Consider the following 20,870-nt stretch of genomic DNA (forward strand, 5'->3'; position numbering starts at 1 on the left):
ATTAGCGAGCGTGAGTAGGGTTTGCTCTGTCGGAGTCTGGATTTGATCTAGATCGGCCCCGCCGCTGCAAGCGTACCCAGCCAATGCCGCAGCGCCTCGCGATGGCTGGCCGATACGGTCAGGAAGCGTACGCCGGCCCAGCTTTGTCCCGGTGTGCTGGCCGGGCTGCTCCACAGCAGATGCGCGCCGACGTCGATGGCCGCGCCGTGACTGGGCTGGAACTGCAATTGATACAGCGCATCTTCGACCAGCTCCGCATGGGCGATGAGCAGCATGCCGCTCTCGGAGATGTTGGCGATGCGGCCGATCGCATTTCCGGTCATGGTGTCGACCACCGTCACCGGTTGCGCGACCGGATAACGCTCGGCGCGGCGCGATTCCCTCTGGCTCATGGGCGGGCTTCTCCGTCGAGGCGGGACATGGTGTCGAGCACGGTCTGCCAGACGCGATCGAGTGGCCGATTGCGGTCTTCAGTGAGTGTGCGGGCGCGGCCCTGGGCCATCAGTCGCGCCAGGCTGTCCAGCGATTGCTCGCCGCTGCGCTGACCCCGCGGATTGACCAGCAGGGCGTGGTCGCTGTCTGCGCTGTACCAGGACAGCCGGCGGCGGAGGACGCCCTGCTGCGGTGAGTTCTGGGCTATCTCGAACCAGGTGCCGTGGGGCAGGGTGCGCAGGTGGTCGAAGCACTCTTGCTCCGTGGGCGTACGCGGTGCTGTCGGAGCCATCGGCGGGCGTTCGCCGCCCAGGCGTGCGCGCTCCTGCAGCAATGTGGCCGGCTCGGCGTGGATCTCGGCGCCGGCCAGGCGAAGCGCGATCGCCTGCGCTTCTTCCTCGTGATAACCGATCTGGCGCAGCGCCTGGTCGATCCGATCCGGGAGTTGCGGATCGTGCGCGGCGCCGGCTGGCGCAGTGGCGGCAGCGACGATCTCCCGGGTGATCTGCAGCAGTTCGCCCCAGGTATCCGAGTTCTCGCGCTGGCGCAGTTGAGCGAGGGTCAGCACGTCGGTCCAGGCCTGGTCGAGCAGGCTGCGTCCGGCCGGTGGCAACGGCCGCTCATGCAGTGCGTCATCGATGATGGTGGAGGCACGCTGCCGGGCGATTTCCAGCCGCTGCCGGCCGCGGGCGGCCTCGATCTGGCGACGCTCGGTCAGGTCGGCCTTGTGCGCGGCGGCCTGCAGATGGCGCTGCACGGCGCGGTTGGCCTGCTCGAATACGTTTTCGTCGCCCTGGTAATGCCGGGCCACGTGTTCGACCGCGAGATGCAGCAGCGGCAGCAACTGCGGATCCTGTTCTTCCTCGAGATGCCAATGGGCGCCAGCCTCGGCGACCGCATCCAGCAGGCCGCGTGCGGGATGTTGCGGACGCAGGAAGAACTGGCGGTCGCGCAGCGCGACCTGCGCCAGCGGCAGTTGCAGGTGCGCCAGCAAGGCCGTGGCCGGCGCGCCCGGGCGGACCTCGCGACGCAACTCCGCGTACAGCTGTTCCAGCAGTACCAGGGCGTCGGCATCGGCCGCGGCGAGTTCGGGTTGCGGGCCGTGCTGCGGACGCAGGCGTTCCAGCAGGGCCTGCTGGAGTGCCTTCAGGTCCTGCGGGCGCGCGCTCGCGGATGGTGTGGCCTGCAGGTCTTGCAGCGCCGCCAGCAGGTCCGCGGTCGGCACTCGTTCGCGTGGGCTTTCCTGCGCTGCGGGTGCGGTCCAGGCCGGTGGCATCGACGGTGCGGGCCGGTCGGTCCTGGGGCGTTCGCCGCCGGTGCGTGGTGCCACTTGCTCGTTGCGCACGCGTCGCGGGATGAACACCAGGCCCGGCAGCACGCCTTCGGCTTCCAGCATCAGATTGAGCGCATCGAGCAGCCTGGGATAGTCGGTCAATACATGCCGATCGAAGATGTTCCACAGCAGCAATTGCGAAGGGCGGCTCAGTTGCAGCGCCGGCATCGCTTCGCGCAGGGCATCGCAAAGCGACTGCGGGCCTGCCGGAACGCGTGACAGTTCGAACGCCGGTGACCCGGCAAGCACGCCGAAGCGCTGGCCGAGCAGCAGCAGCGGCATGCTGGAACGGGTTTCGTGCCGGCGCACGATGTCGGTGAGGACGATCTCCTGGTCCATCTGCGCGTCTTCGACCAGCGACAGGACTTGATAGTCGATGTGCTGCGGGCTGGCGAAGCTCGCGTCGCCAAGACGCGGCTGACGAAGCTGGGTCAACTGGGCTTCCAACGTTGCCAGCAGCGACGGCAGCAGTTGGGTGTTGCGTTGGCGCAGCGCGTGCAGGTCGGCGATCCGTTCGGACTGCATGCCGTGGTGGCGTGCGGTTTCGATCAGCTCGATCATCTGCCGTTCGAGCTCGACCAGCATCATGCCGACGCGTGGTTTCAGCTCGTCGGCGACGCTGGCGAAATAGCCTTGGATGATGCGTGCGACCCGCGGCGGCAGCGCGGCGGGGGCGAGAGCTGTCGGCGAGAAGGCCGACGAATTTGACGGGGGCATGGACATGCGGACGGGTGCGGATTCTGCCTGTCGCCTTGCGGCATCGGATTGACCCCGGTACATCCCCGCCGCAATTCTAAAGCCATCCGCCCCGGGCCGCCATGGCGGCACGGGGCGTGTTTGTCGCGCCTTACCAAGACATCGGCATGCCGATGATGTGTGATTTGAGGAAAACGCCGGGAGTGGTGAAGGGCTGCGTCAATGCTTTGGCGCTGCCCGTCGCTGTACTCAGGCGGCGCTTGCGTGGCTGCGCGGGCGCATGACCTGGCGGATCGCATGCAGCAGCTGTTCGGGGGTATAGGGTTTTTCGAGGAAGGGCACCCCGTCGGGCAGGATGTCCTCGACGTACTCCAAGGGTTGCCCGGAGGTCAGCAGCACGGGGAGGTTGAACGGTGCGCGCTGGGCCAGCAGTGCCAGATCGACGCCGGTCATCGGGCCGGGGAAATGGATGTCGGCGAATACCACATCGATGAGCGGCTCGCGGCGGATCAGTTCGATCGCGGTTTCCACCGTGTCTGCGCCATGGCAGATGAAACCGTAGCTTTCGAGCACCAGGCAGCTCAGGTGGCGGGTGCCTTCGCCGTCCTCGGCGACGAGGACGACGGGGTGATCGGTGGCGGTACGCATGACGGCTCCCGGGTGCGTGAGCCGCATTGTGTTGGAGTGGGCGGTGAAACAGCCGTCAAATAAGCAGGCGGCTCGTGCCCGGCGCCGTTGTTACCAGATCGGGCCGCCACCGTAGCGGCCGCGTCCGTAGTACCCGGGGCCATCCATGCGGCCGACGCTGATGCTGATGCCCACTTCGTGAGCGTTGCCGTCATCGTCGTAGTAGGTCTTGCAGCTATTCAGATTGGCGCTCTGCCAGTTGCTGTTGCCGCCACGGTTGGAATAACCGAAGCCGGTGCTGACGCTACCGTGCAGATCGCCCTTGCACTGCTCGGCGCGCGCGGCGATCGCCTGCTGCGCACGCACGGTGGCCGAGGCCGACTTGCCGCTGGTGTCGCCGTAGAAGGTGCCGGGCGGATCCTTGGAGTAGCTGGGGTCGCCCTTGTACTGGATCGGGTCCTTGGGCACGCTCAGGTCGAGCGCGGCGGCGGAGGTGGCGTCAGTGGTGCTGGTGTCGGCGCTGGTGCTGCCGGTTTCCTGGGCCATCGCGCTGGTGCAGACAAGCAGGGCGCCGAGCAGGGGAAGAGTACGTTTCATGGGCGAGGCTCTCGGAAAGACGGGCGTCCGTGTCTGGGGCGTACTGATGAAACTAGCAACGCCAGATTGAATGAGCGCTGTCGATTTCCTGGATTTTTCTTGCGGGGGTGACATGGGTGACACCCTAACCCTGCTCGCGGACGATTTCGACCAGTTGCTGGCCGTAGCGCGCCAATTTGCCGCCGCCAATGCCGCCGACGCGGGCCAATTCATCCAGGCTGCCCGGGCGCTGTTCGGCGATGTTGCGCAAGGTGCTGTCGTGGAAGATCACGAAGGCGGGCACGTTCTGCTCCTTGGCCAGTTGCGCGCGCAGGCCGCGCAACGCATTGAACAGGCCCAGATCCTCGGTCTGCACCGGCAGTCCGGTGCGCGGAGTGCTGCTGCGCTCGCGCTCGCGGGTGGCGGTCTGGTCGCGCCGCATCATCACCTGGCGTTGACCTTTGAGCACCTGCCGGCTGGCGTCGGTCAGGCGCAGGCCACCGTGGCCCTCGCTGTCCACCTCCAGCAGGCTGGCGGCGACCAGTTGGCGGAACACGCTGCGCCAGGCGCGCGAGTCCAGGTCGCGGCCGATGCCGTAGGTGCTGAGCTTGTCGTGGCCGAACTGGCGGATCTTGTCGGTCTCGCCGCCGCGCAGGATGTCGATCAGCTGGCCGACGCCGAAGCGCTGGCCGCTGCGATAGACGCAGCTGAGCGCCTTCTGCGCCGGGACGGTCGCGTCCCAGGATGCGGCCGGGGTCAGGCAGTTGTCGCAGTTGCCGCAGGCGTTCGGGTAGGTCTCACCGAAGCCGGCCAGCAGGATCTGGCGGCGGCACTGCATCGATTCGCAGTAGCCGAGCAGGTGGTCGAGCTTGGCGCGTTCCAGCCGCTTGCGCTCTTCCTGGGCTTCACCCTGCTCGATCATCTGCTTGAGCAGCACCACATCGCCCAGGCCGTAGCATAGCCATGCCTCGGAGGCCTCACCATCGCGGCCGGCGCGGCCGGTCTCCTGGTAGTAGCCCTCCATCGATTTGGGCAGATCGACGTGGGCAACGAAGCGCACGTCCGGCTTGTCGATGCCCATGCCGAAGGCGATCGTGGCACACATCACGATGCCGTCCTCGCGCAGGAAGCGGCGCTGGTTCTGCGCGCGCACCTCGGCCGGCAGGCCGGCGTGATAGGGCAGTGCGGTGTAACCCTGCGCAGCCAGGTGCTCGGCGGTCTCTTCGACCTTGCGCCGCGACATCGCGTAGACGATGCCGGCCTCGCCACGATGGCGCGACATGAAATCCAGCAGCTGCCGGCGCGCGTTGTCCTTCTGCACCACGGTGTAGCGGATGTTGGGACGGTCGAACGAGCTGACGAAGTGCTCGGCGTGGACCAGATCCAGGCGCTCGGCGATCTCGCGCTGGGTCGGCGGGTCGGCGGTCGCGGTCAGCGCGATGCGCGGAATCTGCGGCCAGCGCTCGTGCAGCACGGTGAGCTGGCGGTATTCCGGGCGGAAATCGTGGCCCCATTGCGAGACGCAGTGGGCCTCGTCGATCGCGAACAGGGCGATCCGGCTGCGCTCGATCAGCGACAGGAAGCGCGGGGTGAGCAGGCGTTCGGGGGCGACGTAGAGCAGGTCCAGCTCGCCGGTCTGCAGCGCGCGCTCCACGCGCTGGGCGTTCTCGGCGTCGAGGGTGGAGTTGAGGAATTCGGCGCGCACGCCGAGCTGACGCAGCGCCTCGACCTGGTCCTGCATCAGCGCGATCAACGGCGAGACGATGATGCCGGTGCCTTCGCGCAGCAGCGCCGGCACCTGGTAGCACAGCGACTTGCCGCCGCCGGTGGGCATCAATACCAGCGCGTCGTTGCCGGCGGCGACGTGCTCGACGATGGCCTGCTGCGGGCCGCGGAAGTCGTCGTAACCGAAGACGCGCTTCAGCAGTTCATGGGCGGGGGAGGACATGCGCTATTGAATCCCCGCATGTGGATGTGCGGGCTCTTGCGAGGGATGAGCCATAGGATACCGCGCCGCGCCTGGACGGCCGTCCGTGGTGATGGCGGTGTGCTATCGGGTAAGTGCGGGGGCGGCTGTGGGGATTGGGAGGTCCGGCGGTGATCTTGTTGGTGATCCTGCAGGAGGGACTTCAGTCCCGACGCCTTACCGGTAACGCCCGTCGGGACTGAAGTCCCTCCCACGGAGGGCGCTGGCACTGCAAGTGGGCCGCATGCTGGTCGAACGCCCCTGGGTCCCCGCCTTCGCGGGGACGACGGTAGAGATTTCAACGCGTTGGCCTGAGCACGTGCGCCGGCGTTGTTCCAGACGAAGGTCCCCTTTGGCTCAGTCCAGGAGCCCCCTTGAGTCAAGGGGGCGCGCCGACAGGCGCGGGGTTGTGGCCGGCGATTGAGCGGGGGCCCAAGGTTTCGCCGCAGGCGCAACCTTGGGCAAACCCGCAGGGGCGAAGCCCGGGGGGTTTACTGCAGCAGCGAACGCAACATCCACGCGTACTTCTCGTGGGTCTGCAGGCGCTGGGTCAGCAGGTCGGCGGTGGGGTCGTCGCCGGCCTTGTCGGCGGCGCTCAGCACCTTGCGCGCGGTGCGGCACACCGCTTCGTTGCCTGAGACCAGTTGGCGTACCATCTCGCGCCAGTCGGCGCTGTCGCTCAGGCCCGGCTCTTCCGGGATCGAGGTCAGCGACAGGTATTCCTTGTACGAGCCCGGTGCGTTGTAGCCCAGGGCGCGGATGCGCTCGGCGACGTCGTCCAGCGCGGCCCACTGCTCGGTGTACTGCGTCTCGAACATGAGGTGCAGCGAGTTGAACATCGCGCCGGTCACGTTCCAGTGGAAGTTGTGGGTCTTCAGGTACAGGGTGAACGCGTCGGCCATGTAGTGCGACAGGCCGTCGGCGATCTTCTTGCGATCACCGCCCTTGATCCCGATATCGATGTTCGGCGCAGACGCGGCCGCCTCGGCCAGGGTCTTGGTAGCGCTCTTCTTGGCGGTCTTGGCGGTGCTCTTGGTCTTGGCTTTGGCCATGGGGGTTCTCCTTGCTGCGTGATTGGGCCTCACAATAGGCCCGATATACGATTTATTGAAATTCAATATTCTTGGTCTAACGATTGATGTCTTCTATTGAATCCGATTACAGCGTCAGGCTTCGTGAAGGCCGGGCGCTGATCGAAGGTGGGTTGAGCCGTGATCGAGGGCGCCTGCTCGGGCTGTGGGCGCGCTGGCGCGACCAGCCGGGCAACGCGAAGCTGCGCGAGGCGTTCGAGCAGGCCGCGCAGGCCTCCGCCGCCAGGTACGAGGTGCGGGCGCAGGCGCAACCGGCGATCACGCTGGACGAGCAGTTGCCGATCGCGCGCGAGGCTGAGCAGATCATCGAAGCGATCCGTGCGCACCCGGTGGTGGTGATCGCCGGCGAGACCGGTTCGGGCAAGACCACGCAGCTGCCGAAGTTGTGTCTGGCGGCCGGGCGCGGCATCGCCGGGATGATCGGCTGCACCCAGCCGCGCCGGATCGCCGCGCGCGCGGTGGCCACGCGCGTGGCCGAGGAACTGAAGTCGCCGTTGGGCACGATCGTGGGTTACCAGGTGCGCTTCACCGACAGGGTCGGCGATGCCTCGCGGATCAAGTTCATGACCGACGGCATCCTGTTGGCGGAAATCGCCAGCGATCGCTGGCTGTCGGCGTACGACACGATCATCGTCGACGAGGCGCACGAGCGCAGCCTCAACATCGATTTCCTGCTCGGCTATCTCAAGCAGTTGTTGAAGAAGCGTCCGGACCTGAAGCTGATCGTCACCTCGGCGACGATCGATACGGCACGTTTCTCGCAGCACTTCGACGATGCGCCGGTGATCAGCGTGGAAGGTCGGACCTTTCCGGTGGAGGTGCGCTATCGGCCGGTGGAGCCGGGAATGGAGAATGGAGATTCGGGAGCCGCGAAAGCGCGAGATGGCGAACGTTCGCCGTCATCTGCCGCTCCCATTCCCGATTCCCGATCCTCCATTCCCGGTTTCACCATCAACGATGCGATCGTCGCGGCGATCGACGAAATCACCCGCATCGATCCGCGGGGCGACGTGCTGGTGTTTCTGCCGGGCGAACGCGAGATCCGCGACGCTCATCATTCGCTGGAACGACGCAAGTACCGAGAGACCGAGGTGCTGCCGCTGTACGCGCGGCTGTCGGTGGCCGATCAGGATCGGGTGTTCAATCCGGGGCCGAGGCGCCGGCTGGTGCTGGCGACCAATGTCGCCGAAACCTCGCTGACGGTGCCGCGGATCCGCTATGTGGTCGATCCCGGCTACGCGCGGGTGAAGCGTTACAGCCCGCGCCAGAAGCTGGATCGCCTGCATATCGAGCCGATCAGCCAGGCCAGCGCCAACCAGCGCACCGGCCGCTGCGGGCGCATCGCCGAGGGCATCTGCTATCGGCTGTATGCCGAAGCGGATTTCCAGGCGCGGCCGGCGTTCACCGATCCGGAAATCCGGCGCTCTTCGCTAGCGGGCGTGATCCTGCGCATGCTGCAGCTCGGGTTGGGCCGGATCGAGGATTTCCCGTTCCTGGAGTCGCCGGACGAGCGTGCGATCGCCGACGGCTGGCAGCAACTGGTCGAGCTGGGCGCGGTCGATGGCGAGCGCAGGCTCACCGTGACCGGCAAGCAGATGGCGCGATTGCCGGTGGACGTCAAGCTGGCGCGGATGCTGGTCGCCGCGCACAGGCAGGGCTGTCTGCGCGAGATGACGGTGATCGCCGCGTTTCTGGGTATCCAGGATCCGCGCGAGCGACCGCCGGAAGCACGCGAGGCCGCCGACAACGCGCATGCGAAATTTGCCGATGCGCGTTCGGAATTCGTCGGCATCCTGCGGTTGTGGGAGGGCTACCGGCAGGCGCACGAAGATCTGACCCAGTCGAAGCTGCGCGATTGGTGCGAGCGGAATTTCCTCGGGTTCCTGCGCATGCGCGAGTGGCGCGAGCTGCATCGGCAGTTGCGGCTGTTGTGCGAGGAGCTGGGCTGGGACGATGCCGGCGCGGATGCCGCAGTCTCGGCCGGCAAGTCGCGTCGCGGTGGAGCGGAGGCAAAGGCGGATGCGCCGCGTCAGGCCGCCACCTCAGCGAGTTCGGGATTGCTGCAGGCGCTGTTGGCGGGAACTGCCGAGCCCGGCCAGGGCGAGGGCAGCGGCAATCGTCCGACCCGTGGCGAGCTGCATCGCGCCGCACGTCTGGCGCGCGAAGGCAAGGCTATGCCGGCGCAACCTGTGGGAGGGACTTCAGTCCCGACGGGCGTTACCGGTGAAGCCCCCTCGGGACTGAAGTCCCTCCCACAGGTCCCGCGCATCAGCGAACGCGAGCGTGCTGCCGCCTATCAGGCGCTGCATCGCGCGCTGCTGGCCGGCTTGCCGACGCAGATCGGGCATCGCACCGAGAAAAGCGACTTCCAGGCACCGCGTCAGCGACGCTTCCTGCTGTTTCCCGGTTCGGCGCTGGCGAAGAAACCACCGCCGTGGGTGCTCGCCGCGACGCTGCTGGATACGCAGAAGGTGTGGGGCCTGACCAATGCCGCGATCGAGCCGGATTGGGCGATCGCCGAACTGGGGCATCTGCTGCTGCGCAAGCACTTCGATCCGCATTGGTCGCGCGCGCAGGGGCAGGTGGTGGCGTCCGAGCAGATCAGCCTGTTCGGGCTGGTGCTGGCGCCGAAGAAGCCGGTGCATTACGGCCGCATCGATCCGGTCGCTTCGCACGACATCTTCGTGCGTCAGGCACTGGTGACCGGCGAGATCAACACCCGTGCCGGTTTTGTCGCCGACAACCTGAAAGTGCTGGAGCAGGCGCACGAGGAAGAAGCCAAGCTGCGTCGCGCCGGGCTGGTGGCCGACGAGGGCTGGCAGGCGCGCTGGTATCTGGACCGGGTGCCTTCTGAGATCCATTCCGCCAGCGCGCTGGATGCGTGGTGGAAGGTGCTGCCCGAGGACAAGCGTCGTGGCCTGCACTGGTCGCTGGTCGATCTGCTGCCTGGCGAGGGCAGTGAGGAAGATCGCTACCCGAAATATTTCGCGCTCGGCGATGCGCGGTTGGCGCTGCACTACAAGTTCGAGCCGGGCGCCGTGGACGACGGCGTGACCCTGGAAGTACCGGTGCACCTGCTCAACGCGCTCGATCCGGCGCGCTTGTCGTGGCTGGCGCCGGGCTTTGTCGCCGACAAGTCGTCGGCGCTGATCCGTTCGTTGCCGAAGGCGATGCGACGCAACTACGTGCCGGCGCCGGATTTTGGTCGCGCGTTCTTCGAGGCGTTCCAGCAGCCATCGGCGGACGATATCCGTGGCGAGCTTGCGCGGTTTCTCAGCAAGGCTACCGGCGTGCAGGTTGCGGCGCTCGACTTCGACGAGACGGCGCTGGAGCCGCACCTGCGCATGAATCTGCGTCTGCGCGACGAGGGCGGCCAGGTGCTGGCCGAGTCGCGTGAGCTGGACACGTTGCGCGCGCGTTTCGGCGAGCGCGCCGGGCGTGCGTTCGCGGTGCGTGCAGGGCGCGAGATGGCGGTGGAGGGATTGCGCGAGTTCCCGGCGCAGGCCATTCCCGAGCAGGTACCGGGCGAGGCTGGCGTGCCGGCTTACCCGGCCTTGGTGGATGCGGGCGAGACCGCCGCGCTGCGGATCTTTGCCGATCGCAGCGAGGCATTCGAAGCGCATCCGCGGGGCGTGCGCCGGCTGCTGGAGATTGCGCTGGCCGAGAAGGTCAAGCAGGCGCGCAAGCAGTTGCCGGTGTCGCCGAAAACCGGGTTGCTGTACGCGGCGATCGAGTCGCAGGAGCGGCTGCGCGGCGATCTGGTCGATGCGGCGATGAACGCGGTGCTGGCCGAGGGCCTGGATGCGATCCGTGACCGCGCCACCTTCGAGCGCCGCCGCGAGGATGCCGGCAAGCGCCTGTTCGGCGAGGCGATGGAGCGGTTGAAGCTGGCCGAGTCGATTCTGACGCTGGTCGGCGAACTGAAACCGCTGCTGGAAGCGCCGCTGATGGGCTGGGCGCGCGGCAACCTGGATGACATGGAACGGCAGTTGGCCGGACTGGTGCATGCGGGCTTCCTGCGCGACACCCCGGCCGATGCGCTGGCGCAGTACCCGCGCTACCTCAAGGCGATGGTCCTGCGCACCGAACGCGCCAAGCGCGATCCATCACGCGATCAGCAACGGATGCTGGAGATCAAGCCGTTCCTGGATGCGCTGGACGATGCCGCCGCGCAAGGTCGGCAGTCGCGGCCGCAGTGGCAGGCGCTGCGCTGGGACATCGAGGAGCTGCGGGTGTCCACATTCGCGCAGGAACTGGGGGCGAAGTCGGGCATCTCGCCGAAGAAACTGGCGCAGCGGGCGGCTGCATTGCAGGAGCGCTGACCCCCGATCTGGTAGGACGGAGCTTGCTCCGCTGCTCGTGCTCTGCCGCCTGTCACCCCAGCGCAGAAGCAGCGGAGCAAGCTCCGCTCCACGCAATGGCGGCTCAGCTATCGCCGTCGCTGTCCTCGACCCGCTCGCCCATCATCTCGCGCTGGCGCTTGTCTAGTTCCTCGGCATAACGCTTGCGCACGAACGCTTCCGACAGCACGCCGAGCAAATGCCCTTCGGCATCGACCACCGCCATTTCATCGCTCTGGGTCTCGTCGAAGCGGCGTATCACCGTCAGCACGTCGGTATCGGGTGACAGCGCCACCTCGCGGTTGTCGACGAACGCCGCCACGGTTGCGTCGGCCTTGACGCCGTCGGCGTAGACCCGTGCCACCGGCACGATGCCGGCGTAGCGCTGTTCCGCGTCCAGCAACGCCACGCGCGTATCCGAGCCGAGCGGAAAGCGGCGGCGGAATTCCTCGACACTGGCATCGGCGGCGATCGTGCCGGTGCCCTTGCGCATCATCCGGCCGGCGCTGAGGGTGTGTACCCAACCGACGTCGCGCGCGCTGGTGATCGTGCCGCCGCGCAGTTGCAGGCGCCAGGTCGAGAACGAATAGCCGAACGCCTGCCGCACCACGGTATTGGCAACCAGCACCGCCGCCATCACGGCGCTGGCCAGTACGAAATCGTGGGTGCCTTCCAACACCAGCATCGCCATCGTCATCGGTGCGCCGACCACCGCCGCCGCCAATGCCGCCATGCCGGCCAGCGCGGCGCCGGTGCTGTCCACCACGTCGCCGCCCGCGGCGTGGTTGATCAAGCCGGCGAACAGCGCACCCACCAGCGTGCCCATGAACAATGAAGCGAAGAACAGGCCACCACGGAAGCCGAAGCCGAGCGAAATGCCCGAGGCCAGGCATTTGGCCAGCAACAGGCCGCCGATCCACAGCAGCGGCAGGTGCGTGGTGAGGTCCACGTGCAGTGCGCCGTGGCCGGAAGAAAGCACTTGCGGCGTTGCCATCGCCAGCGGGATCAGCAGCAATCCGCCGACCACCGGCCGGCCCCAGCTCGGCAGCGGGCTGCGGTTGACCCGTTGCTCGATGCCGGTGACCAGGCGCATCACCACGATGCCGACCAGCGCGCAGACCAGGCCGAGCACGGCGAATATCGCGTAGTCGCGCGGATGCAGGCTGACTTCGGAAGCGGCCGGCAGCATGTAGGGCGACACACCGGCGGCCTGGGCGATGAAACTGCCGGCCAGCGCGGCCACGGCCACCGGTGCCAGCGCCGAGGGCGTGTAGGCGCCGATCACGATCTCGAACGCATAGAACGCCCCGGCCAGCGGCGCGCCGAATGCGGCGGCGATCGCGCCGGCGGCACCGGCACCGACCAGCGTGCGCATATCCGAGCGCCGCAATCGCAGCGCCCTGGCCAGCTGCGAGCCGCTGCCCGCACCCATCTGGGTGTAGGCCGCTTCCAGCCCGACCGAGGCACCGAAACCGTTCGACAGCAGCGTCTGCAGCGAGACGATCAGGTTGTCGCGCATCGACATGCGGCCGCCGTGCAGCGCATTGGCTTCGACCGCATCGAGCAGGCGGCGCTTGCGCAGGGTCGCGGCCAGGCTGACCAGCCCGACCAGCAGCCCGCCGATCGGCAGTGCCAGCAGTGCGACGAAGCTCAACCGCGCGCTGGAACTCAGCCGCGTGTCCTCGTCCAGGCCATACAGCCAGCTTTGCAGCCCGTGTGCCAGCCCGCTCTGCAGCAGGGTGAGCAGGCCGGCGACCAGGCCGGCCAGCAGCGCGAGCACGATGAGCCAGCCTTCACCGCTGCGCATCCGCCGGCGTATCGCCTGCAGCACGCGCTGTAGCCAGCCGACCGGCGTTTTCATCGTCGTGGCGTTACTTGATGCGCCGGACCTTGGCCTGGGTGTTGTAGTTGCCGACCTGCAGGTACCACGCACCGACCAGGCCCGGCTTGATCTTCACCTGCGGCGATTGCAGGCGTACCCCGGACAGGCTGGCCGACTCGACCTGCTCCCATTCCTGGCCATTGGCGAGCACGAACTTCTTGCCCTTGCCGAAACCATCGAAGTCGCCGACCAGCGTGCTCTCGATCGGCTCCTTGCTGCCGAAATCGAAGAAGCCACGGTTCTTGACGATCACTTCCTGGCGGCCTTCCTCCTTGGCCTGTTCCATTGCGATCTCGGTTTCCTTGCGGACCTTGCCGTGCAGCCAGTCGTTGAGCGCGGCCAGTTCGGTCGGGCTGAGCTTATCCAGGCCGGCGGCCTTGAACTCACTGGCCGACATCTGGGTTTGCAGGTCACCCGAGACCACGCGCTGGGCGCTTGCGGGAGCGACGGTGAGCGCCAGGGCCAGGCACAGGGCGGCGGGAAGGACGCGCGGGATCGGCATCGGAGTGGTTCCAGAAGTAAGGACGCCGTTAGTGTAGTCGTTGAGGCGTCGGGCTCAATCGAGCGATGGCTGCGGCCGGCATCGTGTGCTGTTCGTGATGGCGCGAGCGCGTTAACGTAGGTGTCATCTTCGATGGCCGGCTTCCCGCAGTGACGCTTTCTTCCTCCCATGGCATGGATGCCCTGTTGCAGCGCCCGACCGCCTCCGTCCTGGCGCCGGAGCTGCGCGAGGCGTTGGCACGAACCTGGCAGGCACGTCCGTCCGCTGCCGCCGAGCCACCGGTAGCCTGGTCGGTACTGGCCGATACGCTCGATGCACTGGCACTGCTCTCGGCCGACGAGGCCACGCTGCTGGCGGCGTTGTTGTTCGACCTGCCGCCGTTGCGTGCGAAGTCGGCCGAGTTGCCTTGGCCGGAGCCGCAGCGCCGGATCGCGGTGGATGGCCTGCTCGACGGCCAGGACGCTGCCGATCAGGTCTGGGCACTGCACGCTGGCCGCGACGCCGGCCGCAACAGTGAGGGCCTGCGCCGGCTGCTGCTGGCGATCATCCATGATCTGCGCGTCGTGCCGATCCTGCTCGCCCGCCAGTTGGCGAAGATGCGTGCCGCCACCGAGCTGCCGGACGAACAGCGTCGCGCGCTGGCCCAGCTCACCCGCGACATCCACGCGCCGCTGGCGAACCGGCTCGGCATCTGGCAGTTGAAGTGGGAGCTGGAGGATCTGGCGTTCCGCTATCTGGAGCCGGATACCTATCGTCACATCGCACGCGAAGTCGATGAGACCCGCGTCGAGCGCGAGCACTACATCGAGGCGGTCAAGCACCAGCTTTCGCAATCGCTGGCCGAGCAGGACCTGAAGGCCGAGGTCAGCGGCCGCCCAAAGCACATCTACAGCATCTGGCGGAAGATGCAGAAGAAGCGGCTGGCCTACGACCAGCTCTATGACATCCGCGCGGTGCGGGTGATGGTCGACAGCGTCGCCGACTGCTATGCCGCGCTCGGCGTGGTGCATGCGCTGTGGGCGCCGGTGCCGAGCGAGTTCGACGACTACATCGCCCGGCCCAAGGCCAACGACTACCGCTCGCTGCACACCGCGGTGATCGGCCCGGAAGGGCGCACCATCGAGATCCAGATCCGCACCCACGAGATGCACCAGCAGGCCGAGCTGGGCGTGGCCGCGCACTGGAAGTACAAGGAGGGCGGACGCGGCTCGGAGAAGGCGTTCGAGCGCAAGATCACCTGGATGCGGCAACTGCTGGAACAGTCGCAGGAAGGCGAGCAGGCCGGATTGGCCAGCGCGCTGGACGCCGAGCTGGTCGAGGATCGCGTCTACGCGCTGACGCCCAAGGGCGAGGTGATCGATCTGCCGCAGGGCGCCACGCCGCTGGACTTCGCCTATCACGTGCACACGATGGTCGGGCACCGTTGCCGTGGTGCCAAGGTCAACAACCGGATCGTGCCGTTGACCTATCGCCTGCGCAGCGGCGACCGGGTCGAGGTGATGACGGCCAAGGAGCCCGATCCGCGTCGCGACTGGTTGTTGCCGGCCAACGGTTTCCTGGCCAGCGGGCGTTCGCGCGACAAGGTGCGCGCCTGGTTCCACAAGCTCGATCGCGTGCGCAACGTGCAGGCCGGCAAGGAATTGCTGGATCGCGAACTGCGCCGGCTCGGTCTGCTGCAGGCGGACCTGGCGCCGATGGCGAAGAAGTTCCACGCCGACAGCGTGGAGGATCTGTACATCCAGGTGGCGCTGGGCGACACCGGCCCCAACCAGATCAGTCGCGCGCTGCTGGAAGCCGAGCGCGCTGCCGCGCAGCCGGCCACGCCGGCGATGCCGCGTCCGACCGCGCGTCGCAACGACCTCGGCAAGTCCAAGTTCACCGTGCAGGGCGTGGGCAACCTGCTGGTGCAATTGGCGCGCTGCTGTCAGCCGGTGGCCGGCGAGCCGATCGTCGGTTATCTCACGCGTGGCCGTGGCGTCACCGTGCATCGTGGCGACTGCGTCGCGTTGGCGCGACTGGCCGCCGCGAATCCGCAGCGGGTGTTGCCGGTGGAGTGGGGCAAGCTTGGCGGCAGCTATGAGGTGGACGTGCTGATCCGCGCGGTGGATCGGCGCTGGTTGCTGAAGGACATCACCAACCTGATTGCCCAGGAGGAGGCGCACGTGTTGGAGATCAATAGCGACAACGTGCGTGACAGTGGGCGGGCGCAGTTGCGGTTGCGCTTGAAGGTGGCCGATTACGGGCAGTTGGCTACGTTGCTGGGGAAGCTGGATGCGTTGCCTGGGGTCAATGAGGTGCGGCGGTTGGGGTAGCCGTCTGCCACCGCTTCTTGTAGGAGCGGCTTCAGCCGCGATGGGGCTCTACCCTTGATGTCGTGAGTGCCGTGAGTCTTGTGGGTTCGTGGGGTTGTGGGAGGGACTTCAGTCCCGACGAGCTTTCCCGGCGATACTTCGGTTTGCCAATTGAAGCAACGGTAACGGCAACCGCAATCTCTCTACCGTCGTCCCCGCGAAGGCGGGGACCCAGCGACTTCCACGTTATCTCCCTACCGGCATCCCCGCGTGGGCGGGGACCCAGTAACTTCTGCGTGATCTCTCTACCGTCATCCCCGCGAAAGCGGGGATCCATGGACGTTGCTTCTAGGTTTGAGGTTGCAGTGATGGCAACAGCAACAGCCAAGGCTTTCGCTCCTTCGGAGCGAGTCACCTTTCTTTGCTCGTGCAAAGAAACGTAACCCAAAGAAACACGCCCCAGTCCTCGCGCCCTTCGCTGCGCTACGGGTGCACTGCGCCAGCGGGATTTTCTGACGCGGCATCCATGCCGCGGCAGAAAACGACGTGCATCCATGCACGTCGCCCCTGCGGGGTTTTTCCCGCTGGCTCCGTCGCTGCGGATGGGGCCCCCGGGTAAGTCAAAGTCCAAGGCAACTGCAAAGGCAAAATCACGGGCAAGGGCAACGGCAACGGCAACGCCGCGCTCTGTTGCTGGGGTTCTCGACAGCATCACCACCATGGGGGCTACCATTTGCACGTGAGCGCGTCCGGACCCGGTCGCGCATGGGAAGGGTGCTGCTGCATGCCAAGAACACTGCGAGGGGCTGGATCACGTTTGTGGTCGCCGCTCAAGTCGTGCCGGTTGTGGCGGGGCGTGGTGGTCGTGGTTTTCGGACTGGTGGTGCTGGCGTTCGTGTTCAGGCGGCCGCTTTCGGACTGGATCTGGCCGGATACGCAGATCCAGCAATTGCTTGATCGTGCGGAGATCGCGCTGAGGCAAGGGCGTCTGAGCGCGGGCGATGGCAGCGGTGCGCGTGAATTGTTCGATGCGGCACAGGCGCTGGATGCCGATCGCGACGAGGCCCGCGACGGGCTCGCCCGTACCGGTCTGGCAGCGGTGGCACAGGCGCGTGCGAGCTTGGCAGCCGGGCGTCTGGACGAAGCTGCGGCCAGGCTTTCGCTGGCGCAGACGCTGCAGGTGCCGCAGGTGCAGGTCGGGCCGCTGCTGGACCAATTGCGACAGGTGCGAGCCCACGGCGCTGGCCTCGACGTGCTGCTGGCGCAGGCCGCGCAGGCACGCAGCGAGGGGCGTCTGGATGGCACGCCGGACAGTGCGTTGCCGTTGTACCAGCAGGTACTGCAACTGGCCCCGGAGCGCACCGAGGCACTGGAGGGGCGCGAGGATGCCCTGTCCGATCTGATCCAGCAGATCTGGGCCGCACTGCGCAAGGATGATATCGCTAGCGCCGGCCCGATCCTGGCCGCGGCGCGTCGCTACGATCCGGGGCACGCCGAGCTGCCGGCAGCGCAGGCGGAGTTCAATCGTTTGCTTGAACGGCAGCGGCGCAGGGGCGAGGCACAACTGCAGCGCGGTCAGCTCGATGCCGCCGCACGCAGTTTCCAGGCGATGGCGCAGGCCCAACCAGACGACGCGCGGGCGCGTGATGACCTGTCACGGGTAGCCACGGCTCTCGCGGCGGAGGCCATTCGCGATGCTGCGGATTTCCGTTTCGACGACGCCGAGGCGGCGCTCGCGCAGGCGCGCAAGCTGGATGCGGGGAATGCAGCGATCGCGGCCGCCGGACAGGCTGTCGAACGCGCACGCGATGCTCACGATTCACGTCCACCACGGCTGTCCTCGGCCGAGCGCGAGCGCCGCCTGCGCACGTTGATACACCAGGTGGAGCGGGCCGAGACCGCGCAGGACTGGCTGACCCCGCCCGGTGCCAGCGCCTACGACAAGCTGCGCGAGGCGCAGGCAATCGCGCCGCAGGACAAGCGCGTGCTGCATGCGGTGAAGCGTATTGTCGAAGCCACGCGCGGTTGCTTCGAGGATGAATTGCGCGGCAACCGCCTGCGCGCCGCACGCGTCTGCCTGGACGCCTGGCAGGCCACTGCCGCCCGCGATGCGGAGGTGACAGCGGCACGCCGGCGTCTGGCACAGCGCTGGATTGCGGTGGGCAGCGAGCGACTGGGTGCAGGTGATGCCGGTTTCGCACGACGGGCGTTGCAGGAGGCGAGTGAACTCGATCGGGATACACCGGAACTTGCTGAGTTCCGCGAACGCGTGGACGCGGCAACATTGCATAAGCCGTTATAGGAGCGACGAAAGCCGTTCCTGGTGAATTCACGCTCTATGGTTTTGCTCGCGCAGCGTCGTTCAGGGATCCAGTTTGAGGATTGCCGGCGTCCCTGATCAGCGTAGCCAACTTGTCCGCGCTTTCAGCCCATGATGGAAAGGTGGGAAGGGATAAATCCTGACGTGCAGGAGGTGTCCGTAACCATTCGGCTACGGCAGCCGGCCAAGAGGACGGCGTATCGTTGTCCAGATAATGGGGGTAGTCGGCCATGATCTCGCGGAATACAGGCAGCGAGCGGGCTATCACAGGCAACCCATGATGTGCCGCCTCCAGTAGCGGTAGGCCATAGCCTTCCCCTTCCGAGAGCGCCAGCAGTGCGGTGCAATGGGAATACAAAGCGGAGAGTTCGCCGTCCTCGGCGTCATTGAGCCAGAACAGGCGGCGTCCAGCTTCTTCGTGCTTTGTCAGGCGCTCGGCCAGTGCTTCATCCGACCAGCCGCGTCGCGCCACCACAACCAAATTGACGTCATGCCCTGTACTCCAAAGGAACTCGCAGATGCGCAGGACATGGTCGTGACCCTTGCGTGGTTCCAGCGTGCCGACAAATAGCAAGCTAGGGCGTGCATGCAGCGCGGCATTGACCGGCGTGCGGATCTCGGAAAAGTCGACCGGCTTGTCCGCGAAGCTGGCTCCCAACGGAAAATGAGTCACCGCTGGCCTGATTCGGAATTGGTAATCAGCTGAGCCATCATCCAGCCAGGTGGACAGGTCGGCTGCTGTCGTGCCGGAAACGCAGGCAATGTTGTCGGCCAGATGCGCTACGTTATGCAGCCAGCGCTCGAACAGATCGCGCGAGTAGGGATGGAAGCGGCCGGGCATTCGGATGGGAAGCAGGTCATGGACGACGAAGCACGTGGCGACCTGGCCGCGGCGCCATTCTTGCAGGCGAGTACGGCCGGCGTTGAGGGCTTCTGGAGCCCAGTCGAGCCCGATAAACGTATCGCCAGGGTAGGCGCAGGCGATACCGTCTTCCAGGCTGATAGCTTCATCGCCGAGCAGGTGTGCAACGAAATCGCGTGCATAGCGGTATTGGCCATCGTGGAAGCGCACAGGTGCAATGCGCACCCCGGTGGGTGCTTGACGCAGCCATTCTTTCAGGATGCTGCGAGTGACGCGGTGTGTGCCGGTGCCGATATCGCCGGCAGCGATGCTGCTGACATCGATCAGCCATTGTGGAGATTCAGGTGGCGTCCGTGTCATGCAGAGAGAGAATGCGACTTGCGCCAGATCGTCGCGGCTAGGGGAGCCCGGCAAGGAGGCAAGGTCGGCGATTGCCTGATCTTCACGTGATTGGGTGAGTGCAGTGGATGACGGTGCAGCCGAATGATCGTTCCGCTCGTGGGCGAGGCGTGCATGCAACGTCTCCAGTCCCGCAAGCACGCGCTTGGCAACGGCATCCCAGGTGAAGTCGGCGGAACGGCGCAATCCGTACTCGCGCAAATCCTGAGCGAAGCTGTCATCGTTCAATACCGATGCCATGCGGGCGCAAAGATCGTTGCGATCCACAGGTGAGAAAAGCATGTCAGCGCGGCCGGCGACCTCGGGCAGGCTGGTGGCGTTGCTGCACAGCACTGGCGCGCCGCAGGCCATGGCCTCGAGTACAGGCAGTCCAAAGCCCTCCAGCAGCGAGGGGAAGACGAACAGGGCGCACTCGCTGTAGAGGGCCACAAGATCGGCGTCATCGACGCGACCGGTGAACACGATTTCGTGTGACGCCAGGCCGATGCGTTTGCATAGTTTGGACAGCTGCCTGTGGACCTCACGGTGGTCACCGACCACGACCAACTGGTGCCGATCCCGGATATCAGCAGGCAGCTGGGCGAAGGCTTCCAGTAGCGCAGAAATATTCTTGCGTGGATCCAAGCCGCCGTTGTAGAGGACATAGCGAGATCGGAGGCCCAGGCGTTCGAATAGCTCGTGCCTCCCTTCTTCATTCAGCTGAGCCGGCCGGAACATGGCGTCGACGCCGGCACCGATTACCGAGATGCGTGCAGGATCAACGCCCAGTCTCTCGACGGCGTCCTTGGCGCTCCATTCCGAAATGGAGAACAAGGCGTCTGCGTCGGCAAGGCGGTCTGCGCGACGCTGATACCACGACTTGACCAGCGTGCCGGAAAGATGGGTCTCGGGATCGTGCAGTGGGATCAAGTCGTACAGTGTCGCTGCGCTTGCTGTGCGCAGCGGCTTGGTGTCGGGCATTACGGCGTCTTCGTCGTATCCTTCGAAAACACTGTGATGCCATACGACATCCACTTTCAAACGTTCGATTTCGTATCGGAACAAACGTGAAGTCGCACGATTCAGCCAGGCGTTGGCGGTCGTGTGTTCCGACGTACCGTATGGCAATCGCAGGTAGTGGAAGCGGTCGCGCGGCACGCAAGGGCGGAATTCGGTGATCAACTCGTCGATGGCCTGATCCAGCGGCGAGCTGATCGCAAGATGCACGTCATGGCTGCCTGCATGTCGCAGCAGAGCCTTGGTTACTTCCCGCGTGTAGCGGCCAATGCCGCGATGGCGGCTCTGGGTCTGTGCACCCTGCAGGTCGAGAAGAATCCTCACGACTTGCGATCCGTACCGACCACGGCCAGCAGCTTGTTGTAGATGTCGATGGCGGCTTCGGGAAGCTGTTTCTCACCGATCTGCAACCCCGAAGGCCGATAGGACTCTGTGCTGATCCGGTTCCTGGTCCAAAGGTCCAGCGCGGGGAATGCGGCCAGCGTGCGGGTCGCCAGACGCTTGAGGAGGTTGCTGCGGGCGATAATGAGTCTGATCGACGATAGCGACATTGGATA

Annotated in this window: 13 protein-coding genes; 3 read left to right on the top strand and 10 right to left on the bottom strand. The window is 66.3% G+C overall.

All coding sequences use genetic code 11. The annotated features are described in order from the left end of the window. Window positions 1–47: 47 nt before the first annotated feature. From AC3WJE_RS18470 to AC3WJE_RS18495, 6 genes are all read right to left on the bottom strand, one after another. Window positions 48–392, bottom strand: coding sequence for a PilZ domain-containing protein (locus AC3WJE_RS18470; protein ID WP_493732289.1), 345 nt, complete (start codon window positions 390–392; stop codon window positions 48–50). Further along, window positions 389–2,488, bottom strand: coding sequence for a DUF1631 family protein (locus AC3WJE_RS18475; RefSeq protein ID WP_493732290.1), 2,100 nt, complete (start codon window positions 2,486–2,488; stop codon window positions 389–391). The genes AC3WJE_RS18470 and AC3WJE_RS18475 overlap by 4 nt, the downstream gene beginning before the upstream one ends. Before the next feature lie 222 nt (window positions 2,489–2,710). After that, window positions 2,711–3,109 (bottom strand): response regulator, encoded by a 399-nt coding sequence (locus AC3WJE_RS18480; RefSeq protein WP_493732291.1) that lies wholly within the window; start codon window positions 3,107–3,109, stop codon window positions 2,711–2,713. A gap of 90 nt (window positions 3,110–3,199) precedes the next feature. Next, a complete protein-coding gene (locus AC3WJE_RS18485; protein ID WP_493732292.1) occupies window positions 3,200–3,685 on the bottom strand; it encodes a hypothetical protein in 486 nt (161 codons plus the stop codon). A gap of 124 nt (window positions 3,686–3,809) precedes the next feature. Beyond that, the gene (gene recQ / locus AC3WJE_RS18490) at window positions 3,810–5,612 is read right to left on the bottom strand and encodes a DNA helicase RecQ (protein WP_493732293.1); all 1,803 of its coding nucleotides are present in this window, start codon (window positions 5,610–5,612) and stop codon (window positions 3,810–3,812) included. Between the two features lie 509 nt (window positions 5,613–6,121). Further along, entirely contained in the window at window positions 6,122–6,682 is a 561-nt protein-coding gene (locus AC3WJE_RS18495) for a Dps family protein (RefSeq protein ID WP_493732294.1), read from the bottom strand. 86 nt (window positions 6,683–6,768) lie between these two features. Here AC3WJE_RS18495 and hrpA point away from each other — a divergent pair, with 86 nt between their 5' ends. Next, window positions 6,769–11,043, top strand: coding sequence for an ATP-dependent RNA helicase HrpA (gene hrpA, locus AC3WJE_RS18500; protein ID WP_493732295.1), 4,275 nt, complete (start codon window positions 6,769–6,771; stop codon window positions 11,041–11,043). A gap of 103 nt (window positions 11,044–11,146) precedes the next feature. Here hrpA and AC3WJE_RS18505 read toward each other — a convergent pair whose 3' ends face one another. After that, a complete protein-coding gene (locus AC3WJE_RS18505; RefSeq protein WP_493732296.1) occupies window positions 11,147–12,922 on the bottom strand; it encodes a chloride channel protein in 1,776 nt (591 codons plus the stop codon). Between the two features lie 10 nt (window positions 12,923–12,932). Beyond that, a complete protein-coding gene (locus AC3WJE_RS18510) occupies window positions 12,933–13,445 on the bottom strand; it encodes a hypothetical protein (protein ID WP_493732297.1) in 513 nt (170 codons plus the stop codon). Window positions 13,446–13,594: 149 nt separating this feature from the next. Between AC3WJE_RS18510 and AC3WJE_RS18515 the strand changes: the two genes are divergently transcribed. Then, window positions 13,595–15,757, top strand: a complete 2,163-nt coding sequence (locus AC3WJE_RS18515) for a RelA/SpoT family protein (RefSeq protein WP_493732298.1) — start codon at window positions 13,595–13,597, stop codon at window positions 15,755–15,757. A gap of 796 nt (window positions 15,758–16,553) precedes the next feature. Beyond that, window positions 16,554–18,038 (top strand): hypothetical protein, encoded by a 1,485-nt coding sequence (locus AC3WJE_RS18520; protein WP_493732299.1) that lies wholly within the window; start codon window positions 16,554–16,556, stop codon window positions 18,036–18,038. 34 nt (window positions 18,039–18,072) lie between these two features. On the opposite strand, the gene AC3WJE_RS18525 is transcribed toward AC3WJE_RS18520, so the two are convergent. Both AC3WJE_RS18525 and AC3WJE_RS18530 read right to left on the bottom strand, forming a co-directional pair. Then, a complete protein-coding gene (locus tag AC3WJE_RS18525) occupies window positions 18,073–20,637 on the bottom strand; it encodes a glycosyltransferase family 4 protein (RefSeq protein WP_493732300.1) in 2,565 nt (854 codons plus the stop codon). Then, a complete protein-coding gene (locus AC3WJE_RS18530; RefSeq protein ID WP_493732301.1) occupies window positions 20,634–20,864 on the bottom strand; it encodes a hypothetical protein in 231 nt (76 codons plus the stop codon). Before AC3WJE_RS18530 ends, AC3WJE_RS18525 begins: the two co-directional genes overlap by 4 nt. Between the last annotated feature and the right edge of the window lie 6 nt (window positions 20,865–20,870).

The organism is Pseudomonas sp. GW821-FHT07E12, from assembly GCF_058986605.1.

Coding starts and splice junctions, on each gene's coding strand:
- AC3WJE_RS18485 (WP_493732292.1), bottom strand. CDS start 3,685: ATGAAACGTACTCTTCCCCTGCTCGGCGCCCTGCTTGTCTGCACCAGC.
- AC3WJE_RS18495 (WP_493732294.1), bottom strand. CDS start 6,682: ATGGCCAAAGCCAAGACCAAGAGCACCGCCAAGACCGCCAAGAAGAGC.
- AC3WJE_RS18505 (WP_493732296.1), bottom strand. CDS start 12,922: ATGAAAACGCCGGTCGGCTGGCTACAGCGCGTGCTGCAGGCGATACGC.
- AC3WJE_RS18480 (WP_493732291.1), bottom strand. CDS start 3,109: ATGCGTACCGCCACCGATCACCCCGTCGTCCTCGTCGCCGAGGACGGC.
- AC3WJE_RS18475 (WP_493732290.1), bottom strand. CDS start 2,488: ATGTCCATGCCCCCGTCAAATTCGTCGGCCTTCTCGCCGACAGCTCTC.
- recQ (WP_493732293.1), bottom strand. CDS start 5,612: ATGTCCTCCCCCGCCCATGAACTGCTGAAGCGCGTCTTCGGTTACGAC.
- AC3WJE_RS18470 (WP_493732289.1), bottom strand. CDS start 392: ATGAGCCAGAGGGAATCGCGCCGCGCCGAGCGTTATCCGGTCGCGCAA.
- AC3WJE_RS18530 (WP_493732301.1), bottom strand. CDS start 20,864: ATGTCGCTATCGTCGATCAGACTCATTATCGCCCGCAGCAACCTCCTC.
- hrpA (WP_493732295.1), top strand. CDS start 6,769: ATGTCTTCTATTGAATCCGATTACAGCGTCAGGCTTCGTGAAGGCCGG.
- AC3WJE_RS18510 (WP_493732297.1), bottom strand. CDS start 13,445: ATGCCGATCCCGCGCGTCCTTCCCGCCGCCCTGTGCCTGGCCCTGGCG.